Annotated in this window: 19 protein-coding genes; 4 read left to right on the plus strand and 15 right to left on the minus strand. The window is 49.5% G+C overall.

What is annotated here, in order from left to right; genetic code table 11:
- Positions 1-84 precede the first annotated feature (84 nt).
- Together ABO04_RS06580 and murU are read left to right on the plus strand one after the other, a co-directional pair.
- The gene (locus tag ABO04_RS06580; protein WP_160809889.1) at positions 85-1,083 is read left to right on the plus strand and encodes a phosphotransferase; all 999 of its coding nucleotides are present in this window, start codon (positions 85-87) and stop codon (positions 1,081-1,083) included.
- A gap of 23 nt (positions 1,084-1,106) precedes the next feature.
- Positions 1,107-1,817, plus strand: coding sequence for an N-acetylmuramate alpha-1-phosphate uridylyltransferase MurU (gene murU / locus ABO04_RS06585; RefSeq protein ID WP_160809890.1), 711 nt, complete (start codon positions 1,107-1,109; stop codon positions 1,815-1,817).
- Positions 1,818-1,916: 99 nt separating this feature from the next.
- Here murU and der read toward each other — a convergent pair whose 3' ends face one another.
- From der to ABO04_RS06635, 10 genes are all read right to left on the minus strand, one after another.
- Entirely contained in the window at positions 1,917-3,317 is a 1,401-nt protein-coding gene (der, locus tag ABO04_RS06590) for a ribosome biogenesis GTPase Der (protein WP_160809891.1), read from the minus strand.
- 49 nt (positions 3,318-3,366) lie between these two features.
- Positions 3,367-4,596, minus strand: a complete 1,230-nt coding sequence (bamB, locus tag ABO04_RS06595; RefSeq protein WP_160809892.1) for an outer membrane protein assembly factor BamB — start codon at positions 4,594-4,596, stop codon at positions 3,367-3,369.
- A gap of 2 nt (positions 4,597-4,598) precedes the next feature.
- The gene (locus ABO04_RS06600; protein ID WP_160809893.1) at positions 4,599-5,237 is read right to left on the minus strand and encodes a tetratricopeptide repeat protein; all 639 of its coding nucleotides are present in this window, start codon (positions 5,235-5,237) and stop codon (positions 4,599-4,601) included.
- Between the two features lie 22 nt (positions 5,238-5,259).
- Positions 5,260-6,522, minus strand: coding sequence for a histidine--tRNA ligase (gene hisS, locus ABO04_RS06605; RefSeq protein WP_160809894.1), 1,263 nt, complete (start codon positions 6,520-6,522; stop codon positions 5,260-5,262).
- Positions 6,515-7,759: a flavodoxin-dependent (E)-4-hydroxy-3-methylbut-2-enyl-diphosphate synthase gene (gene ispG / locus ABO04_RS06610; RefSeq protein ID WP_160809895.1), complete on the minus strand. Its 1,245-nt coding sequence runs from the start codon at positions 7,757-7,759 to the stop codon at positions 6,515-6,517. Before ispG ends, hisS begins: the two co-directional genes overlap by 8 nt.
- A 33-nt stretch (positions 7,760-7,792) precedes the next feature.
- Positions 7,793-8,842, minus strand: a complete 1,050-nt coding sequence (locus tag ABO04_RS06615; RefSeq protein WP_160809896.1) for a helix-turn-helix domain-containing protein — start codon at positions 8,840-8,842, stop codon at positions 7,793-7,795.
- Positions 8,829-9,623, minus strand: a complete 795-nt coding sequence (gene pilW, locus ABO04_RS06620; protein WP_160809897.1) for a type IV pilus biogenesis/stability protein PilW — start codon at positions 9,621-9,623, stop codon at positions 8,829-8,831. Before pilW ends, ABO04_RS06615 begins: the two co-directional genes overlap by 14 nt.
- A gap of 45 nt (positions 9,624-9,668) precedes the next feature.
- Positions 9,669-10,808 (minus strand): 23S rRNA (adenine(2503)-C(2))-methyltransferase RlmN, encoded by a 1,140-nt coding sequence (gene rlmN / locus ABO04_RS06625; RefSeq protein WP_160809898.1) that lies wholly within the window; start codon positions 10,806-10,808, stop codon positions 9,669-9,671.
- Between the two features lie 37 nt (positions 10,809-10,845).
- On the minus strand, positions 10,846-11,271 hold the full coding sequence (gene ndk / locus ABO04_RS06630; protein ID WP_160809975.1) for a nucleoside-diphosphate kinase: 426 nt from the start codon (positions 11,269-11,271) through the stop codon (positions 10,846-10,848).
- A 378-nt stretch (positions 11,272-11,649) separates the two neighbouring features.
- The gene (locus tag ABO04_RS06635; protein WP_160809899.1) at positions 11,650-12,060 is read right to left on the minus strand and encodes a nitrosocyanin; all 411 of its coding nucleotides are present in this window, start codon (positions 12,058-12,060) and stop codon (positions 11,650-11,652) included.
- 463 nt (positions 12,061-12,523) lie between these two features.
- Here ABO04_RS06635 and ABO04_RS06640 point away from each other — a divergent pair, with 463 nt between their 5' ends.
- Complete coding sequence (locus tag ABO04_RS06640; RefSeq protein WP_160809900.1) at positions 12,524-13,912, plus strand: aspartate aminotransferase family protein; 1,389 nt, start codon at positions 12,524-12,526, stop codon at positions 13,910-13,912.
- Positions 13,913-14,154: 242 nt separating this feature from the next.
- On the opposite strand, the gene dnaQ is transcribed toward ABO04_RS06640, so the two are convergent.
- From dnaQ to ABO04_RS06655, 3 genes are all read right to left on the minus strand, one after another.
- On the minus strand, positions 14,155-14,853 hold the full coding sequence (dnaQ, locus tag ABO04_RS06645) for a DNA polymerase III subunit epsilon (protein ID WP_160809901.1): 699 nt from the start codon (positions 14,851-14,853) through the stop codon (positions 14,155-14,157).
- A gap of 11 nt (positions 14,854-14,864) precedes the next feature.
- Positions 14,865-15,353, minus strand: a complete 489-nt coding sequence (rnhA, locus tag ABO04_RS06650; RefSeq protein WP_164504295.1) for a ribonuclease HI — start codon at positions 15,351-15,353, stop codon at positions 14,865-14,867.
- A gap of 68 nt (positions 15,354-15,421) precedes the next feature.
- Entirely contained in the window at positions 15,422-16,153 is a 732-nt protein-coding gene (locus ABO04_RS06655) for a methyltransferase domain-containing protein (protein ID WP_240141454.1), read from the minus strand.
- Between the two features lie 99 nt (positions 16,154-16,252).
- Between ABO04_RS06655 and gloB the strand changes: the two genes are divergently transcribed.
- The gene (gloB, locus tag ABO04_RS06660) at positions 16,253-17,020 is read left to right on the plus strand and encodes a hydroxyacylglutathione hydrolase (RefSeq protein ID WP_160809902.1); all 768 of its coding nucleotides are present in this window, start codon (positions 16,253-16,255) and stop codon (positions 17,018-17,020) included.
- Between the two features lie 74 nt (positions 17,021-17,094).
- Here the strand turns inward: gloB and ABO04_RS06665 are convergent, their stop codons facing one another.
- Together ABO04_RS06665 and gltS are read right to left on the minus strand one after the other, a co-directional pair.
- A complete protein-coding gene (locus ABO04_RS06665; protein ID WP_240141455.1) occupies positions 17,095-17,676 on the minus strand; it encodes a redoxin domain-containing protein in 582 nt (193 codons plus the stop codon).
- Positions 17,677-18,187: 511 nt separating this feature from the next.
- Positions 18,188-19,444: a sodium/glutamate symporter gene (gene gltS, locus ABO04_RS06670; protein ID WP_240141456.1), complete on the minus strand. Its 1,257-nt coding sequence runs from the start codon at positions 19,442-19,444 to the stop codon at positions 18,188-18,190.
- Positions 19,445-19,818 lie beyond the last annotated feature (374 nt).

Here is a 19,818-nt window from a genome sequence, read left to right on the forward strand (position 1 = left end):
AATTAACAGGCAAACACAAATCAGTCGCCTGCACCTTGGCCGGTAAACAGCACAAAATCAGCATTATTTTTCCAATTCGCTCTAATGAACCGTCTGCAACTTCTGCAATTCTGGCTAAAAACGCTTTACCCCGATCAGTCTTTCACCTTGGCACCCGCTTCGGCAGATGCCAGCTTTCGCCGCTATTTCCGCATCTCATTTCCTGAGCACACACTGATTGCAATGGATGCGCCGCCGCAACAGGAAGACTGCCGGCCGTTTTTGCACGCAGCTACTGTTTTTTCAAAAGCGTCCATTCACGTGCCCGATATCATTGCGCAAAATCTGGAGCAGGGTTTTCTGCTGCTCTCCGATCTGGGCAACACCACCTATCTACAAGCGCTGAACGCCAACCCTGACCATGCTGACCCACTCTACCGGGAAGCCATCGATGCATTGATCAAAATTCAACGTCCCAGCCGTAAAAATGTTTTCCCCGAATACGATCGGGCGCTGCTTTTACACGAGCTAGCATTATTTCCAGACTGGTATATGACAAACCATTTGCAATCTGCACCAGATAATGAGCAGAAAAATGTACTGCAGCTTACTTTTGATCAGCTGCTCGGTAACAACCTTGCACAACCACAGGTTTTTGTCCACCGAGATTACCACAGTCGCAATCTAATGATCGCCACCCCCAATCCGGGCGTAATCGACTTTCAGGATGCTGTTTTCGGTCCGATCACCTATGATCTGGTTTCGCTGTTCAAAGACGCTTATATTCAATGGGAAGAGGCACAAGTACTGGACTGGACAATCCACTATTGGGAACAGGCACGCCACGCCGGACTGCCGGTTACCACCGATTTTTCAACGTTCTATCGGGATTTCGAATTTATGGGGGTGCAGCGTCACCTCAAGGTGCTAGGTGTTTTTTCCCGACTTTATTACCGCGATGGCAAATCCGCCTATCTGCAGGATATCCCCATTGTTCTGCATCACCTGCGACAAACCTGTGAACGTTATCACGAACTGCATCTGCTCGCCCGACTGCTCGATCAACTGGAAGATCGACAGCCAGCAACCGGCTACACATTTTGACGCACCCTGTGAAATTTCGGGCCATGCTACTGGCTGCAGGCCAGGGAAAACGCATGCGACCGCTCACCGACACCTGTCCCAAACCGCTGCTGCGAGCCGGCAGTAAAATGCTGATTGAGTACCATCTGGAAAAACTAGCACAGGCCGGCTTCACCAATGTCATCATCAATCATGCCTACCTTGGCAACATGATCGAAGCGGCGCTGCAGGATGGTAACCGCTACGGCTTGCAAATCTATTATTCGCCTGAACAACGGATACTGGAAACAGCCGGCGGCATTGCCAACGCCCTTCCACTGCTCACCGATTCCAGTCAAAATCAGCCCTTTGTCGTCATCAACGCCGACATTTTCTGTGACATGGATTTTTCCGCGCTGCAAGCCGTTCTGCAGCAGATACAATCAAACCCGATCCAAACACTGGCACACCTGATCCTGGTGAACAATCCACCCCATCATCCTCAAGGTGATTTTTTTCTGAATACCCGCATTGGTACGCTGGTTGAATCAGCCGATCCGGATTGCAGGAAACTCACTTTCAGCGGCGTCGGCGTCTATCATCCCGCATTATTCGCAACTGTCCCGCCGGATCAGGCCGTTAAACTGGCGCCACTGCTGCGACAAGCAATTTCAGCCGGAAAAATCAGTGGTTCACACTTCTCTGGTAAATGGCTGGATATCGGCACGCCAGAACGCCTGCAGCAGCTTGATATCATGCTCAAACATTTGAAGTAGCATTGCCTTTTCAAACTGATATAAAAAGCATCCCGCCAGCAGAAAAATACGATGAAATAACACCAGCAAAAACAGCAGCGGCAGTAATTACGTTCTGAATCAGCCGTATTTCTTGCGGTTGCGGCGACGCCGGTTGCGCGCCCGGCGGGCTTCTTCCTCTGTCAGCGGTGTTTTTTTACCGGCATAAGGGTTGTGGCCGGTTCTGAATTCTACGCGTAACGGAGTGCCTTGCAAGCTGAAAACATCCCTGAATGTATTTTCAAGATAGCGGCGGTAGGTTTGCGGAACATGCTCGAGCATGGATCCGTGAATAACGATCAGTGGGGGGTTCTCTCCACCCTGATGGGCATAACGCAGTTTAGGGCGTGACATTCCACCACGAGGAGGGTGCTGTTTGGCGACGGCAGCCAGCATGGCACGTGTCAGCCTGGGCGTGGGGATATGCGCCATGGCAGCAGCGTAAGCCTGATCCACCGAGGGCATCAATCCTTTCACACCCTTGTCGTATAGGGCGGAAATGTAATGCAGATTGGCAAAATTCAGGAAAGCAAGTTTACGTTCAAATTCCCGCTTGACAGTATCGCGCCGGTAATCATCCATCCCATCCCATTTGTTGACTGCAACCACCAGCGCGCGGCCAGTTTCCAGGATAAATCCAGCAATATGGGCATCCTGTTCGGAGATACTGTCTTGCGCATCGAGCACCAGAATAACCACGTTGGCTGCTTCGATCGATTGCAGGGTTTTGACAACCGAGAATTTTTCCACGGTTTCCCAAATCTTGCCTGATCGCCGCAAACCCGCCGTATCAATCAGCGTATAGCAACGCTGGTCATATTCGAAATCAACGTAAATACTATCCCTGGTAGTGCCTGGTTGATCAAAGGCGATCATCCGTTCTTCACCTAAAAGAGCGTTAATCAGCGTAGATTTCCCGACATTCGGACGGCCGGCAACAGCAATGATAGGACGCTTATCTTGACTGGATTCTCCGGTATCTTCTGTATACGGATAATCCTCCAGGGCAAAATCAATCAGTTCCCCAAGATGTTCCCCATGCAAAGCTGAAATAACACAAGGTGTACCCAACCCCAGCTCATGAAATTCAGCTGTCACCGATGCATAGGACATTCCTTCGGTTTTATTGACGACGAGAATCAGTTTCCGGCCAGTTTTGCGTAGTTGCTCTGCGATGATTTTATCTTGCGGAGCCAATCCCTGACGGCCATCGACAATAAATAGAACAACATCGGCCTCATCCACGGCTTGCAGGGTTTGTTTAGCCATAGCATGCAAAATGCCAGCTTTAACCACCGGCTCAAAACCGCCGGTATCCACCACCAGATAGGGTTTAATACCCAGCCTGCCGTGACCATAGTGTCGATCGCGCGTGAGGCCGGGAATATCAGCTACAATTGCATCACGAGTCCGGGTGAGGCGGTTGAATAATGTCGATTTTCCGACATTCGGACGCCCGACTAGTACGAGAGTGGGTTTCATAATGATGGCGATATGAAAAATGCCTTACCCGGAAAGCAGAGAAACCCGGTTATTGCAAGGAAAAGGCGAAGATCCCACCTTTAAGTGTTTGTACAACAAAGCCATCCGGCAGATATTCGGCACGCGATAAAATCATGCCACCATCGGTGGGTGAGCGGGCGAGCAAGGAGCCATCCTGGCGATTGATTAGAGTAACGAATCCCTGATCATCGCCGACTATCAATCGGTCGCCTCTGGCGATCATCAGGCCGGACAGCTTCCGACTGCCCAATTTTCCGCGCCTCCAGACAACAGTACCACTACTCTTGTCATACGCTGCAACTGTCCCATGTTCCTCGCTGATATACACGTGATGATTATCAATCACCATTCCCATGCTACTGGATGCATCTCTCACCCAAATCTGATTACCGCTGGAAATTTCAAAACAGGCGGCACGTCCGCGATAAGCCACAGCACACACCTGATTTTCATCAACAATGGGCAGACTGCTGATATCGGTCATGCGTTCCAGTTCAGTAACGCCATGCGGTTGTGCAACGGTTGCTTCCCAACCGACATTGCCAGTGAGCAGATCCAGCGCAACCAGCTTGCTACCGGGGAATCCGGCAAAAACAGCGCCTCGCGCAATTGATACGCCGACAAAACTTCTAACTGTCAGCGGCGGTGTTACGCTCTGATAACTCCAGATGCGTTTACCATCTGTCGCATTCAATCCAAAAAGCCGACTGTCACCGGTACGCACCACCACAATACCGCTGTCTGTCTTTGGTGGACTCAGGATTTCTCCGGGAACCCGCGATTGCCATAAGGCATTTCCTGCCTCATCAAATGCCAGCACTTCACCTTTGTAGGTTCCAAGCAAGATCATCCCTCGGCCTGCGCCGACTCCCCCCGAAAGTTGGGACTTGGTCTCCACACGCCAGATTTCAAGACCGGTCGCCGGATCGAGTTTGATCAGACGCCCATCTTCATCAGCAACGTAAAGCGCACCGTTATCATAAACTGGTAAAAAAACAGCAGTTTTGCTTTCTGCTAACTTTGCCTGCCAGAGTGGACTGATCGGAGCTAAGCTTTGTAATGCAGCAATCTCTTCCTTATCGATCTCGACCTCATCTTCATCGCCACTGAAAAGATCAGTTAAATGTCCTCCGCCCAGCTCGCTCAAATTCGCACAGCCACTCAGCAAAATCAGTAAAGAAAGAACACAAGCACGCAACATCCGGCCACCTGCATAAAAAACATGGCCAAAAACCAATAACAGAATGCTGCCGACCACTATTAATGTGCTCTCAATACATCGAGTTTCATCTGTACCACGTTCCGGTAGGCACCTTGTGCATCCAAGCTGTCCAGCGCTTTCTGGTAGGCTGCACGTGCTTCATTCGTCTTCCCGGAAGCTGCCAGTGCATCTCCCCGCAAATCTGCATAAAGCCCGGTAAAAGAAGCACCGTGTTGCGTGTTCAACAGGGACAACACCTGATCATATTCGCTCTCATCCATCAGTACACTCGCCAGCCGCAACCGGGCCAGATCCTTCACTTCCGGTTCTTTGGTATGATCAAGCACCCATTGCAGCATATCCCTGGCAGACTGGTTATTGTCTGCCTGTACTGCAGAGTGGGCCGCAATCAACGCTGCACGCGAGGCATATCCGCTACCGGGAAAACTTTCGGTGATCAGCTGCGCAGCATCCGTTATTTTTACTAGATCTCCTCCCTTTTCAATCTGTTGTTGAAGGACAGTATATAAATCAGCTGCCTGCCGGGCCTGTTCTACCTTGTAATGATTCCACAACCGGGTACCTACTACTGCTGCTGCAAAAACGGCAATAGCAAGCAACAATGTTGCACCGTTAGCGGACCACCAAGTCTTCAGCCGATCTATCTTTTCCTGTTCTTCAAAATTGTATGCAGACATTATTTCCCACCTTCCATCTTCATTAAATATTTTGCAGAAACACAGCAACTTTTGTCAGATCAATTTTGATCTGTTCCGCAATTTCGCGTAACGATTTGATACTGACCTGCCCGGCTTCCGCCTCGTCATTTCCGATAATGGCAGCAAAACGTGCGCCACTGGCATCAGCCTTTTTCATCTGTGCTTTGAAGTTTCCTCCTCCGCTATGTCGCACAACCTTGAATCCCTCGTCCCGCAAGGATTCTGCGACTTTCCATGAAAATTCAGCCGCAGTATCCCCCTGGTGAACAACATAAACATCGGGCACAAAGCGTATTTCCGCAGTGCCTGTTTCACTGATCAAAGAGAGTATTCGCTCTATTCCCATAGCAAAACCACATGCTGGCGCTGGTTTACCACCAATCTGGGCGATCAGTCCATCATAACGCCCACCTGCACAGATCGTTCCCTGGGCACCCAGTTTATCAGTCACCCATTCGAATACGGTGCGATTGTAATAATCCAGTCCCCTGACCAGACGATGGTTAATTTCAAAGCTGATGCCCTGATTGTGCAAAATTTGTTGCAACGCGTCGAAATGCGCAAGCGAATCTTCATCCAGATCATCGAACAAATGGGGGGCATCTTCCAGTATTGCACGCATGGTCGGATTCTTGCTGTCAAGGATACGTAACGGGTTGGTTCTCAGTCGTCGACGTGCATCTTCATCCAGTACATCATGAAATTTTTCCAGATAGCTGATCAGGCGCGCACGGTAAATCGAACGTGATTCAATGTTTCCCAGTGTGCTGATTTCAAGACGCACATCCGAAATACCCAGCAGACGCCACAACCGCGTGCACATAATGATGAGTTCTGCGTCGATATCCGGGTCGGAAAACCCAAGCGCTTCCACACCCACCTGATGAAACTGGCGATAGCGCCCTTTCTGCGGACGCTCATGACGAAACATCGGGCCGTTGTAGTACAAGCGCTGAGGACCGGAATACAGCAGATTATGCTCGATTACCGCACGTACACAGGAAGCTGTGCCTTCCGGACGCAATGTCAGATTCTCGCCATTAAGATGATCAACAAACGAGTACATCTCCTTTTCGACGATATCAGTCACTTCTCCAATCGAGCGGACGAATAAATCAGTCTGTTCAACAATGGGGGTACGCAAATTACGGTAGCCATAACCAGCCAGCCAGGTACGAATGGTATCCTCAAAAAACGCCCACAAGCTGCTTTCGTCGGGCAGGATGTCGTTCATCCCGCGCACGGCCCGGATTGTTTCAGGCATTAGCTGCTTTCTTCCGGTATTTGGTGCGTACATATTCATCGACGATCATGCGGAATTCGCCTGCGATGTTGTCGCCTTTCAGGGTAACGGTCTTTTGGCCATCCACAAAAACCGGAGCAACGGGTGTTTCTCCTGATCCGGGCAAACTGATACCGATATCGGCATGTTTGCTTTCGCCCGGTCCGTTGACCACACACCCCATCACTGCCAGCGACATATTTTCGACACCTTCATATTGCTCACGCCAGATGATCATCCGTTCACGCACATAAAGCTGGATGCTTTCAGCAAGTTCCTGGAAATAAGTACTGGTTGTGCGACCACATCCCGGACAGGACGCCACTAGAGGAACAAACGCGCGCAGCCCCATTGTCTGCAAGATTTCCTGGGCGACGATGACTTCGCGCGCACGGTCTCCACCCGGTTCCGGCGTCAGGGAAATCCGGATCGTATCGCCGATCCCTTTGAACAAAAGTACCGCCAGTGCTGCTGTTGAAGCAACGATACCTTTCGATCCCATACCGGCTTCGGTCAACCCCAGATGCAGCGCATAGTCACACTGCGCAGCCAGTTCACCATAAACCGCAATCAGATCCTGCACACCACTGACCTTGCATGACAACACGATGTGATCTCGACCCAGACCCAATTCTTCTGCCTTTGCCGCACTTTCCAGCGCAGAGGTGATAAGCGCCTTATACATGACCTGCGAAGCGCCCAGTGGATCCGGCAAACGTGCATTTTCATCCATGATCCGTGCCAGCATTTCCGGATCAAGACTACCCCAGTTGACCCCAATGCGAACTGGTTTGTCATATTTGCAGGCCATTTCAATCAACATGGCAAACTGTTCGTCACGCTTTTTGCCATGACCCACATTTCCCGGATTAATACGGTATTTGGCCAACGCTTTCGCACATTCCGGATAGGCTGTCAGCAACTTATGTCCGTTAAAATGAAAATCACCAACCAGCGGAACATGACACCCCACATCATCCAGACGTGCACGAATTCCCACAACCGCTCGTGCAGCCTCCATGGAATTGACGGTAATTCGGACCAGCTCGGAACCCGCAAGTGCAAGTTGTTCGACCTGTTGGGCAGTCGCCAGCTCATCGACAGTATCGGTATTGGTCATTGACTGCACAACAATCGGTGCACCGCCACCGATCATCACTGACCCCACTTTTACGCCCACACACTTCCGGCGCGGGGCAGGTACGTTATTAGAAGACATGGCTAGCACTCAGATCTCTAAATTTGATACAGGTTATTCAAGTGAAAAGCGTGCAACATCATCATTGCCGCGGGTATAGGGTGCAAGATCGATCTTGCGTCCGTTATAGGTAAGACTGACCCCGGCTGCATTGCCGATCACGAGATACAAGGGTGGCTCTCCCTCCAGCGTCTGCTCAGTTCCTCGTGAATTGATTTTTTCAAGGATAACCTGGCCATTAGTATCCTTGATTTTCACCCAGGAATCCTTGGAAAAAACAAAGTGCAATGATTTTTTACCAGTATCTGCTGCCCTGGCTGCATCTGCAACCGGAGTCGGGGCCGGCAAACTAGGCAAGATCACGGCAGTGGATGGCAAACTGACACCCGCTGACGCAGACGGTGCCATGGGTGGCATCGAGGTGCTTGGTGACAGCGGCAGCGCCAGATCTACCGCCATCTGATCATTCCCGCTGTTAGAACCTGATTGGATAACCTGATCCTCTTCATCCGACATATAGGATGCCATCTGCTCCGGAATTTCTTCATGATACAGCCCATAAGCCACAAATGCCGCCAGTATTACCACTACATACAGCAACCATCCGCCCCGGCCACCTCGCCCGGGCTGGTAAACAGGTTCCATTGCTTTAAAACGCTGCAATGGACTCTTATTGGTAAAAATGCTGTCTGCCGGTCTGGATTGTGGTATCGCCTCTACGAGCAAAGTCGTATCATCGAGCTGCAATAAGTTAGCATAGTTGCGTACATAGCCCCGCAGAAATACGGCAGCAGGGAGCTTGGAAAAATCCTGTGCCTCAATTGCTTCTATCTGTTGCTCAGACAAACGCAACCGGTGTGCCACTTCTCCGATATTCATGCCACGCCTGATTCTTTCAGCACGCAATCTTTGTCCAAAATCGGGCACTGTCACACTGCCTGTGCTTTCTGTATCGGCTTGAAATGACAACGTCGTCTTTGTATGTTCAGGCTGAAATGATGCAGTCTGATCAGAATTTTCCTGGATTGTGTCAATATTGTTGTCAGCCACCAAGTTCTGACCCTTGTCCAGTATATCTTTTTTATCTATCTCACTTTTTTTCATGATTCAATCTGCCTGCACGCAATTCCCTGGCTTCCTTCGAATCAGGAAAACGCTTCTGTAACTGAAAAGCATAATTGGTTTCTGCATTGATATCACCGTTTGCTTGTGCGATACGAACCGCCAACCATAAACTGCCCGACGTAGGAGAATATGTTTGCAGATACCGGATAATCGACGACCAGGCTTTCTTCACCTCACCCCGACTGAAATCCAGCTCTACCATCCCAAGTTGCGCCAAGGCATAACCAGGGCGAATCACCAGAGCTTGCTGAAAGAAACCTTGCGCTCGTTCAAAATTATTTTGTTTCAGAACACACAACCCTGCATTGGTATAAGTGCGCTCGGGTGTTTCATACAAGGGATCACGGACAGCCGCCATAAAATGACCAATAGCCTGTTCCATTTTATCGGGCTTTCTTTGGCATAAGAACCAGCCAAAATTATTACGTATATCAGGATCGTCCGGTGTAATTCCAAGCCCACGCTCGAAGTTCCACTCTGCCTGGTCGTCCTCTTGTAAATCCATATAAACCAGCCCAAGCATATTGTAAGCGGGCGCATAATCAGATTTTTTCTGCAGCGCTATTCCGGCTTCTTCTATCGCTACCCGATATTGGCCACGATAATAATACTGACCCGCCAGTTCAGTATGAATCTTTGCACTCTGCAATGCACGCTGTTTCAATTCTTCAGGCGTTGGTTTTTCCTGAACCGGTACATGCTCACAACCCACCAACCAGACCAGAAACCCGATAGCGCCTGCTCTAATCAGCCTGCTCATACTGCCTGCAATCATCCCTTGCAACACTGGATTTACAAATCTCTTTCACCCTGCATTCATAGCCTGAGTAGATCCACATATCCTCGTCCTGCGCGTTTTATCCTGCACTTGCCCCGCCAGCTGGCCACAAGCAGCTGCAATATCATCCCCGCGCGTCCTGCGTACTGTCGTGACAATTCCTGCTTGCATCAATACATCCCGGAAATTGCCAATAGCATCAGCTCCCGATCGTCCATAACCGGAACCTGCAAAGGTATTAAATGGAATCAAGTTAAGTTTGCATGGGATATTTTTGATCACTTGCACCAACTCGCGCGCCAGCTCTACGCTGTCATTCACACCTTTCAGCATAACATATTCAAACGTAATAAAATCTCTCGGTGCAGCCGGCAGGTAGCGTTCACAGGCAGCCAGCAGATCCCTGATCGGATATTTTTTATTAATTGGCACCAACTGGTCACGTAAAGCATCATTCGGCGCATGTAACGAAACTGCGAGCGCCACCGGGCAGCACTCACGCAGTCTGTCCAGCGCAGGAACCAGGCCGGATGTACTCACCGTTACCCGGCGGCGTGACAAGCCATAGGCATCATCACTCAGCATCAGGTCAAGCGCAGTTACCACATTTTCAAAGTTGGCCAGTGGCTCTCCCATTCCCATCATGACAACATTTGTAACCGGGCGTCTTGTTTCCGTATGATTCATCCGCATGTGTGCAGCATCCGGAGAAGATGACTTGTCAGCCTGTGTTTCGAGCAATCGGTTAGCCCACCATAACTGGCCAATAATTTCTGCCACACTCAAGTTGCGATTAAAACCCTGCCGACCGGTAGAACAAAAGCTGCATGCCAATGCGCAGCCAACCTGACTGGAAACACAGAGTGTTCCCCGATTGGGCTCCGGGATAAAAACCATTTCCACCGCATTTCCCGCTCCCGTCGCTAACAACCATTTGCGCGTACCATCTCCTGCAGTATGGTCACTGACGATTTCGGGCAAACGGACAATCGCACATTCCGTCAACTTCTGACGAAACGTCTTTGCCAAGTCACTCATCTCCATGAACTCTGTCTTGCCGGACTGATGCACCCAGCGCAACAATTGCCTCGCACGATAAGGTTTCTCACCCATTTCTTCGCAAAAATGGATGAGCCCTGTTTTATTGAAATCAAGCAAGTTAATCATTGCATCCGACCTCCCAGATCAGAAAATCTGTAGATTTTCAGCGTGAATATACTTCCAGAGATGGAAAGAAACAGGCTATTTCTACGACAGCAGTTTCCGGTGCATCCGAACCATGCACCGCGTTGGCATCAATACTTTCTGCAAAATCGGCGCGAATCGTGCCTTTTCCCGCTTTTTTTGGATCGGTAGCACCCATCAATTCACGATTTCTGGCAATTGCATTTTCTCCTTCCAGCACCTGAATCATCACCGGCCCGGAAATCATGAATTCAACCAGATCTTTAAAAAAAGGTCTTTCTCTGTGAATAGCATAAAAGTTTTCTGCTTCGATCCTCGATAAATGCGCCATACGGGCGGCAACAACCTTCAAACCAGCTGCTTCAAATCTTGCATAAATTTGCCCAATAACATTCTTTGCTACTGCATCGGGCTTAATTATGGACAAAGTCCTTTCAACCACCATCAAATACCTCATAGAAATAGTTCATCACAAGCCGGCATTCTAACAAAAAACCTTTATGTGATTTATCAAACAACAGCCTGGCGGGTTATTGGAAATATCTTGGAGACAACCGACACCAGAAAAGCATTCTGATGCCTGTATTTCAATACCACAATACGCCCTTCAGTAGATATTGAACAGGCTTAGAGGAAGAAGCGCACTCAAGGTGCAACTGGATACTTAAAAAGGGGGCTGATGTCATCAGACATCAGTTTCTGAAATACGGAAAAATATCAGTAATGTGGCAACACCAGGTTAATTTCAGGCGGGATGTTCACCCAAAAAACAGGCCGGATTGAATCCAGCCTGTTCTATTACCAGCTACTGTGATTCCTAAACTTACTCTATGACGTTAAGGGAACCAGGCAGGTGAATGTTTTGTGGGTGAAGCTGGCAATAAACATTGAAAGCACCCTCTTTGTCAGCAGTAAAACTGATTGTTTTGGTTTCGCCGGCTTTTAGTACTTCTTTGACACCATAGGCATCAATCGAGAATCCTTCGCTGATCGGAGATTTGTTCTCAACTACAATATTGACCTTGTCTCCTTTTTTGACAACCAAGGCTTCTGGCTCATTCAACACGTTGAATGCACGAATGTTTTTTACTGTTACACCTTCCACGTTAAGCTCGGGGATAGTGGTATCGTAAGCATTGATAACCACATTCAAATTGTGCTCAGCTTGTGCAGCACCTGCTACCAGCAACGATCCCAAGGCAAAACCAGCAAGCATTGTCTTTGTTATCTTCATATTATCTTCCTCTACTTTGTATTTATACCTTATTTCAGCGAAATATCATTCACCAGCCCGACGATATTATTGATATAGGTAACTCTTACTTGCAATCAGCGCATGAACATACCCTTAAAGAATATATGCACATCTACCTCTGCCTGCCAGGAAAGTTGCTTGTTATCAAAATCCGTCCAGCCGACCTGGGAGCTCACTATTTTTATTGACCACCGAGTTCCGGTCCAAAATTTTAGACAGGACAACCAGAAATGTCAATGTCACAACGCCGATCCGTGCTGAGTCATAAATGCCTTCCCTATCCCCACTCCAAATGCGGCACAATACAGCCCCTTGATACAGCCCCTTGAAATTGCAGCCCCGTTGGCAAATATATAACCGGCCTGGATTAATGTAGAATATCGCTGATTTTTATACTCTTATCCTTGTTTACCAGCATCCGTCCCGCTCCGGAGCCCCATTCATGAAAATTCAAGATCTCATCCAGAATCGCAGCAGAGAAAACTTTTCCCTGCATGATAAATACCTGAACAGCCAGATGGTCAAAGTGCTTAAAACAATTGATTTTGACCGCCACTATGTCAGAGCTCAGGGTGCTTATTTATTTGACGATCAGGATAATCGCTACCTGGATTTATTGAGCGGCTTCGGCGTTTTTGCATTGGGACGTAATCATCCGAAAATTATCGAAGCACTTGAAAGCACTCTAAAGGCAGATTTACCCAACCTTGTCCAACTCGATGTGTCGCTACTGTCCGGACTATTGGCAGAAAAACTGGTAAAACTGACCCCAGATGGATTAAATCGTGTTTTTTTTGCTAACTCGGGCACTGAAACGGTCGAGGCGGCAATTAAATTCAGCCGTTACGCTACTGGAAAATCCAAGGTTATTTTTTGCCACGGCTGCTACCACGGACTGAGTCTCGGCTCCCTCTCCGCCACGGGAGATGATCATTACAAAAAGGGGTTCGGACCATTAGTGCCCGATTTCATTGAAATTCCGTTCAACGATCTTGAGGCACTAGAGCAAGCACTTGCCCAGGAAGATGTTGCAGCCTTTATTACCGAACCAATTCAGGGGCACGGCGTCTGGATACCGGATGATGACTATCTGCCGGAAGCGGCAGCACTCGCTCGCAAATATGGCGTTGTATTTATTGTTGATGAAATACAAACCGGGTTGGGACGAACCGGAAAATGGTGGGCAGTCGAACATTGGTCGGTTGAACCCGATATCGTGTGTATCTCCAAGACCCTCTCGGGTGGATTCGTGCCGGTAGGCGCACTGGTCTGCAAGGAATGGATCTTTGATCGCGTTTTTAATCGCATGGATCGTGCTGTCGTTCATGGCAGCACGTTTGGCAAAAACAATCTTGCAATGGCTGCCGGTCTGGCCACACTGGAAGTACTGGAATCAGAAAATCTGATTGAACATGCCGCCTATACCGGCACTGCCATCATGGATGCACTGACTCCGCTGACAGAGCAATATGAGTGTCTCAAGGAAGTGCGTGGCAAGGGCATGATGATTGCACTAGAATTTGCCGAGCCAACAAAAAGTCTGTCATTAAAACTGTCATGGAAAATGCTTGAAGCCGCCAATAAAGGGTTGTTTTCGCAACTGATAACCGTACCGTTATTCAGACGACATCAGATATTGTCTCAGGTGGCCGGTCGCGGAATGAATATTGTCAAATTCATTCCGCCACTCATTCTGACGGAATCTGATGTTCAATGGATCGTTTCAGCAGTCAACGATGTCGTAGCCAGTGCACACCGCGGCCCCGCCGCAGTCTGGGATTTTGGCAAGGTACTGGCAACCCGGGCACTGCGTGCAAAATTACATGCTTAGCAACGGTAATGGCGGCACCGGATTGCCGTGCCACTACGTGATGCTCGATAACAGGGATTTTGTACACCGCGATGGTAATTCATCAATCTTCGTCCTTGCGAACGCTATAGGCGTGAAATAATCCAGTTCTTCCCTTTCAATAATCAATGTATTCATGAATATGGAAAGGCTCTCTCTGCACAATTATCTGCATCGTTATCGCTGTATTGACCCGCGCTAACGATCTCTTATGACTGATAATCTTAATTACGCCACAGGCAGTTCCCCTTGCTTTCCGCATGGATATATTCCATCAACTGGTCATGCAACTCTAACTCTGTCTTGCCAGCAGGCTGAACAATCAATGTGAGATTTTCCACCACACGCAATTCTGAATCGCGGGGTTTTCCTGCTTCCAATACTTCCGGCTCTATCAGCAAGCTTTCCTGGCCACGTGTCATCGCCAGATAAACCTCGGCCAGCAGCTCGGCATCCAGTAAAGCGCCATGCAGCGTTCTGTGGGAATTATCAATCTGATAACGTTCGCATAACGCATCCAGACTGTTTCTTTTGCCCGGATGCAGCTCCTTTGCCAGCTGCAGCGTATCAGTCACCTGCAGACAGTATTGTTGCAAAGGTTCAGATCTGATCTGATCGAGTTCATGATTAATGAAGCCCACGTCAAACGGCGCGTTATGAATCAGAATTTCGGCATCTTCTATAAATTTCAAGAATTCGTCGCAAACCTCCTGGAACACAGGTTTATCCCGCAAAAAATCACGGGTCAGGCCATGCACCCGAAGAGCACCTTCATCACTTTCCCGCCCGGGATTAAGATAACGATGAAAATGGTGGCCAGTCAAACGTCGATTACATACCTCTACAGCAGCTATCTCGACGATACGGTGCCCCAGCGCCGGGTTCAGGCCAGTTGTTTCCGTATCCAGAAATACATATCGCATAATCTGTCCAGTCAATCTACTTTTTCAGAAAACGCCAACGCCACACCATCATTAGCAAGCCTATCTGCACGCTCGTTACCTTTATGTCCGTTATGCCCCCGCACCCAGAACCATTCAACCTGGTGACGGTGAGACAAGTCATCCAGCTCTCTCCACAGTGCTTCATTTTTGACTGGTTTTTTGTCAGCAGTTTGCCATCCACGCTTCTTCCAGCCATGAATCCACTCACTAATCCCCTTCTGTACATATTGCGAATCCGTATGCAAGCGCACCTGCAAGGGCTGCTGTCCAATATCCGGCATGGATTCCAGTGCCTGCAAGGCACGAATGGCGGCCAGCAGTTCCATACGATTGTTCGTGGTAACGGGCTCTCCTCCAAATAATTCTCGTATTTCGCCATTGAAATGCAGACAAACCCCCCATCCTCCCGGGCCCGGGTTACCCTTGCAGGCGCCATCTGTAAAAATTTCCACCCGTTTCACCTTACCTTCCGATTGCATGTCTGTCCTGTCCTTGTTATTCACCCATTTGCCGCGCTTTCCGTATTAACGTACAGATCCCGAAACCATCAATCCCGCCCGAGTTCTATTTGTGGAACGGCTGCTGCTCTTCCTTTACGTGCAGACGAATGTTCCCAGCGAGGCTTGATAATACGCATGCCACATCCACGCTTAACCGCCTGCAAAAAATACACCCCACCGGCAACAGGCCACCAGCGATCTCCGGCCGCCTCCATAAAATACAGCCTGGAAAGCCATTTCTCCCTGGTACAAGGTGGAACATAACAGCCAAACTGGCCGCCAATAGTTTCAAAATCCAGCAGATCCAGCCAGTCCCGTATACGCGGCAAGGCAATAAAACGGCCACACCATGGAAAATCAGTTTCCGATCTTGCCATACGCTGATGCATTCCCCAGAGGCTGAATGGATTGAATCCACTGATGATCACCCGGCCCTCATCAATCAATACCCGATGCACTTCATGCAAAATCTGAAGAGGGTACGAATTAAATTCAAGTGTATGCGGCAACAGCACCAGATCCAGACTGCCGCTCCTGATCGGCAAAAAACCAGGATACGCGCTGGCTGATACATTTTCCCCCATGCCAAGTACAAACTTGAAAGGCATCCGGTTGTTCCGCATAAAATCAAACCCGGCAAAACCGATCTGAGTTGCGTTATACCCGAAAACATCCGCCACAACACGATCAAAATAACGCTGCTCCTGCTCCAGAACGTACTGGCCCAATGCAGTTTCAAACCACTGTTGCATATTTTGCTGCAATGCAGAATCAAACATATCGTCAGAATGATTAGTCGAATACCACCCGCAAAACCGGGAACCTACTTTCATGCGTTATGATAAGGATCCGCCTGTCATTTACTGCAAGGAGAAAAAATGATCAACGTTTTTCCCATCTGCGCCTTTAAAGACAATTATATCTGGATCGTGCATGATCAACATTCCGCACTCATCATAGATCCAGGTGATGCGACGCCAGTGCTTGTCTGGTTAAGACAACAGAGATTGCAACCAATTGCCATCCTCTGTACTCATCATCATCACGATCACACAGGGGGAATTCCCTCCTTGATGCAAGAATTCGCGATCCCCGTCTATGGCCCTGCCAATGAAAAAATACCAGGACTGACCCATCCATTATCACAAGGAGATACGCTCAATTTCCCGGAGCTATCGCTAAAGCTTGATGTACTGGATATCCCCGGCCATACCGCAGGTCATATTGCCTATTATGGCCAGGATTGTCTGTTTTGTGGAGATACGCTGTTTGCCTGTGGTTGCGGACGAATATTTGAAGGCAGTGCGCAACAAATGTTTGATTCTTTACAAAAACTGGCCAGACTGCCTGATGAAACCCTGGTGTATTGCGCCCATGAATACACGCTGACCAATGTCCGGTTTGCCAGAACAATCGATCCGGACAATCTGGAGCTGATCAAGCTGGAAAGCGTCGTGGAAAAGAAACGGGAGCAAAACATCCCTACACTTCCCTCCAGCCTGGCTGTCGAAAAGGCCACCAATCCATTTCTGCGCTGCGATCAGCCAGCTATTATTCAAAGTGCCAGCCAGTACGCCGGTCGACAACTTGATAATCCGGTTAGTGTTTTCGCGACAATCCGCGACTGGAAAAATAACTTTCGGTAAACTCTGCGCTGAGAAGTCCATAGAGCCGTAACGATTCAGCAATCAATCCACCTGAAGTCGTTTAAGATCCCGCATCAGACCTGACATCCCTCATCATCGCACCCCGGCTGCACGCCGGGTTTTTCTCCCGCTGAATTTGCCGATCCGGCAGACAATGCCTCATCGGATATTTCCTCAGCCAGCAATGTTCCAATCGACACTCCCAGCAACAGATCATTGACATGGCCAAACTTATGCAAACGCAGATGGCCGGTTTTATCCACCAAAATGAGAGTCGGCGTACCCTGCATATGGTAAGTCATCATCGTATGCGGAATGGAGTGTTGTTCATTCGGCTTGTCGATCCCGATCGGAAAACGCAGTCGGTACTCATAGGCAAAAACCTCAAGCGCATCACGCCCCATGACTGCATGATGCTCAAAAACCGTATGCAGACCAATCACCGCTACCCGCTCCGGGTCAAACTCATCAAAAACCCGCTGTGTCTGCGGGATACCTTGTTGAACACATCCCGGGCATAACATCTGGAAAGCATGTATCAACACCACCTTGCCACGCAGAGAAGCCAGCGTAATTGGTTGAGGCGTATTCAGCCAGCCTGAAGTAATCAGCTCTGGCGCTGCTATTTTTTCAACAGTCGTATTTTTTTTCATCATTTAAATCGATATACATTATTAAAAATAAAAATATTTCTTGCTGGCCGGCAGCGCATCCAAGAGATCTGATTTCATTCCCAATTTCGATAGTAAAAAAGGATAAAAAATTCTTTATTTTCAATGTTATCTTGCCGGTGTATGTCTTACTATCATGAAAAATACCACGTTCATAATCTGTTTCCAGTTACTTTTTAGCCACTGAAAAGCGTTTGTCATGAGAGTCAGTTACCAGTCTGGTTTGTTTGGGTAGTTTACACGACCTTTGAAGTATTCCACATTGAGCGACTTATCTATCTGTACCACGCTGATTGAGTGCGAAAACCGCCCGTTGCTTCCATAGGTTTTTTTCTCATAGTGCTGAAAACTGAAGAGCAATAGCAGATCTTTATTTAATTTTGACCAAGTTACTTTGAATTCACGCGCATGGCGCGCTCCTGCACCACAATCTGCCGGGTCAGCCGTTGGATGGCGAGATGAGAACCAGTTGCCTTCCGGTTTTTGATCACCCTGTTCAACCCGCCATCACGCCGACGATCACTGCGTTGGCGATATCGATGAAGAATCCACATACCAGTGGCACGATCACGAATGCACGCGGCGCGGCACCGTACTCGCGGGTGACCGCAGTCATGTTGGCCATCGCGGTTGCCGTGGAGCCCAGAGCAATGCCGCCGAACGCCGAACTGACTACCACTGCCTCGTAATCACTGCCCATAGCCTTGAACACGACGAACATCGAGAACAGCACCACCAGGGTGATCTGCACCAGCATCGCCACCGAGATAAATCCCAGTAGCGGCTCCAGCACCCAGAGCTGCAGGCCCATCAGCGCCATCACCAGAAACAGGCCGAGGCTGATGTCGGAGATCAGGGCAATGCCCGGCTGCATGGTGTCTAGCTTCCACATCCGGCCGCCGTTGGGCGCAAACAGATCGCCGAGCAGGCGCAACAGGATGCCAGCGACCAGGGCGCCGACGAACTCCGGAAGCAGCAACCCGGCCTCGCTGATCAGGTAGCTGATACCCTGGCCAAGCATCAGCGCGATGTTGAGCCAGAACAGCGCCAGCAGCACGCCGGTGTAGTCTAGGGTCGAGCGCGATTCATCACCGTACAGCGTACCGACCTCAAGCTCTGCATCGACTGAAGGCATCACCGGATAGCGTTTGATCAGCCAGCCAGCAATGGGGCCGCCCACCACGCAGGCAGCGATCATCCCGACCATGTTCGAGGCTAACCCTAGCTCACCGGCATTGACAATGCCCAGCTCCTCCACGAAGTGTGGCGTCCAGGCGATGGTGGTGCCGATCCCGCCGGTGAGCGAGATCGAGCCGACCATCAGCCCAGCCTTCGGGTCCATGCCGAAGGCGCCGGCCAGACCCATGCCCACCAGGTTCTGGAACACAATGTAGAACCCCGCCAGCGCCAGCAGCACCACCAACTTCCAGCCGCCCTTCTTCAGAGAGGCGATGTTAGAGTTCAGCCCCAGTGCAGCGAAGAAGTACAACAGGAAGATGTCACGCGCGCCGAGCTCAAAGTGCACCTTCATACCCATGCCGTAATACAGTGCGCACACCACCGCCGCGCACAGCACGCCTCCCACTACTGGCTCGGGGATACTGTAGCGGCGCAAGGTGGCGATCCGAACCGTAAGCCCCTTGCCGATGAACAGCAGCAGGATCGACAGGGTGAGCGAGGGCAGCACCTGCATGGTGGTCACCTTCGGCAGCATATCGATACTGGGCAGGTCAGCCACGATATTTTCAATCATACGGACTCCGTCGCGTTCCCGGGTGAGCGGCACCTCCGACTTTATTGCACTGCTGCCCGGCGTAATCGGCGCGCTGTAAGGTGCGCGCTTTACCCCCAGCGGGGGTTATTTCACGCACAAAAATAAAGTGGAAAAAGGCATAATCTGCATCTTTGCGATACTGTATTTTATGCAGCCTATCGCTCAACTGCAGAATCTTGAAGCCTCAGGATAATGGTTACGAATCAAGCAAATACAATGCTTTCAGAAGATAAAAATCACTCGACAACACTATGAAAATGCCATGCTTAATTTTTTGGATTGCTTGGCAGATCAATCGAGATTCCAGCAACCGCCTTGATATTGGTAAGTTCCATCGAAGTAATCGCCTCGGG

Source organism: Nitrosomonas sp. HPC101, from assembly GCF_009833125.1.
Lineage (GTDB): Bacteria > Pseudomonadota > Gammaproteobacteria > Burkholderiales > Nitrosomonadaceae > Nitrosomonas.

Excerpts from the sequence above, each read along its gene's own strand:
- ABO04_RS06635 (WP_160809899.1), bottom strand. The coding sequence starts at position 12,060 with ATGAAGATAACAAAGACAATGCTTGCTGGTTTTGCCTTGGGATCGTTG.
- gloB (WP_160809902.1), top strand. The coding sequence starts at position 16,253 with ATGATCAACGTTTTTCCCATCTGCGCCTTTAAAGACAATTATATCTGG.
- ABO04_RS06600 (WP_160809893.1), bottom strand. The coding sequence starts at position 5,237 with ATGTCTGCATACAATTTTGAAGAACAGGAAAAGATAGATCGGCTGAAG.
- ABO04_RS06665 (WP_240141455.1), bottom strand. The coding sequence starts at position 17,676 with ATGATGAAAAAAAATACGACTGTTGAAAAAATAGCAGCGCCAGAGCTG.
- hisS (WP_160809894.1), bottom strand. The coding sequence starts at position 6,522 with ATGCCTGAAACAATCCGGGCCGTGCGCGGGATGAACGACATCCTGCCC.
- ABO04_RS06655 (WP_240141454.1), bottom strand. The coding sequence starts at position 16,153 with ATGTTTGATTCTGCATTGCAGCAAAATATGCAACAGTGGTTTGAAACT.
- ABO04_RS06615 (WP_160809896.1), bottom strand. The coding sequence starts at position 8,842 with ATGAAAAAAAGTGAGATAGATAAAAAAGATATACTGGACAAGGGTCAG.
- ndk (WP_160809975.1), bottom strand. The coding sequence starts at position 11,271 with ATGGTGGTTGAAAGGACTTTGTCCATAATTAAGCCCGATGCAGTAGCA.
- dnaQ (WP_160809901.1), bottom strand. The coding sequence starts at position 14,853 with ATGCGATATGTATTTCTGGATACGGAAACAACTGGCCTGAACCCGGCG.
- murU (WP_160809890.1), top strand. The coding sequence starts at position 1,107 with ATGCTACTGGCTGCAGGCCAGGGAAAACGCATGCGACCGCTCACCGAC.
- ABO04_RS06580 (WP_160809889.1), top strand. The coding sequence starts at position 85 with ATGAACCGTCTGCAACTTCTGCAATTCTGGCTAAAAACGCTTTACCCC.
- ispG (WP_160809895.1), bottom strand. The coding sequence starts at position 7,759 with ATGTCTTCTAATAACGTACCTGCCCCGCGCCGGAAGTGTGTGGGCGTA.
- ABO04_RS06640 (WP_160809900.1), top strand. The coding sequence starts at position 12,524 with ATGAAAATTCAAGATCTCATCCAGAATCGCAGCAGAGAAAACTTTTCC.
- der (WP_160809891.1), bottom strand. The coding sequence starts at position 3,317 with ATGAAACCCACTCTCGTACTAGTCGGGCGTCCGAATGTCGGAAAATCG.
- rnhA (WP_164504295.1), bottom strand. The coding sequence starts at position 15,353 with ATGCAATCGGAAGGTAAGGTGAAACGGGTGGAAATTTTTACAGATGGC.
- pilW (WP_160809897.1), bottom strand. The coding sequence starts at position 9,623 with ATGAGCAGGCTGATTAGAGCAGGCGCTATCGGGTTTCTGGTCTGGTTG.
- rlmN (WP_160809898.1), bottom strand. The coding sequence starts at position 10,808 with ATGATTAACTTGCTTGATTTCAATAAAACAGGGCTCATCCATTTTTGC.
- gltS (WP_240141456.1), bottom strand. The coding sequence starts at position 19,444 with ATGATTGAAAATATCGTGGCTGACCTGCCCAGTATCGATATGCTGCCG.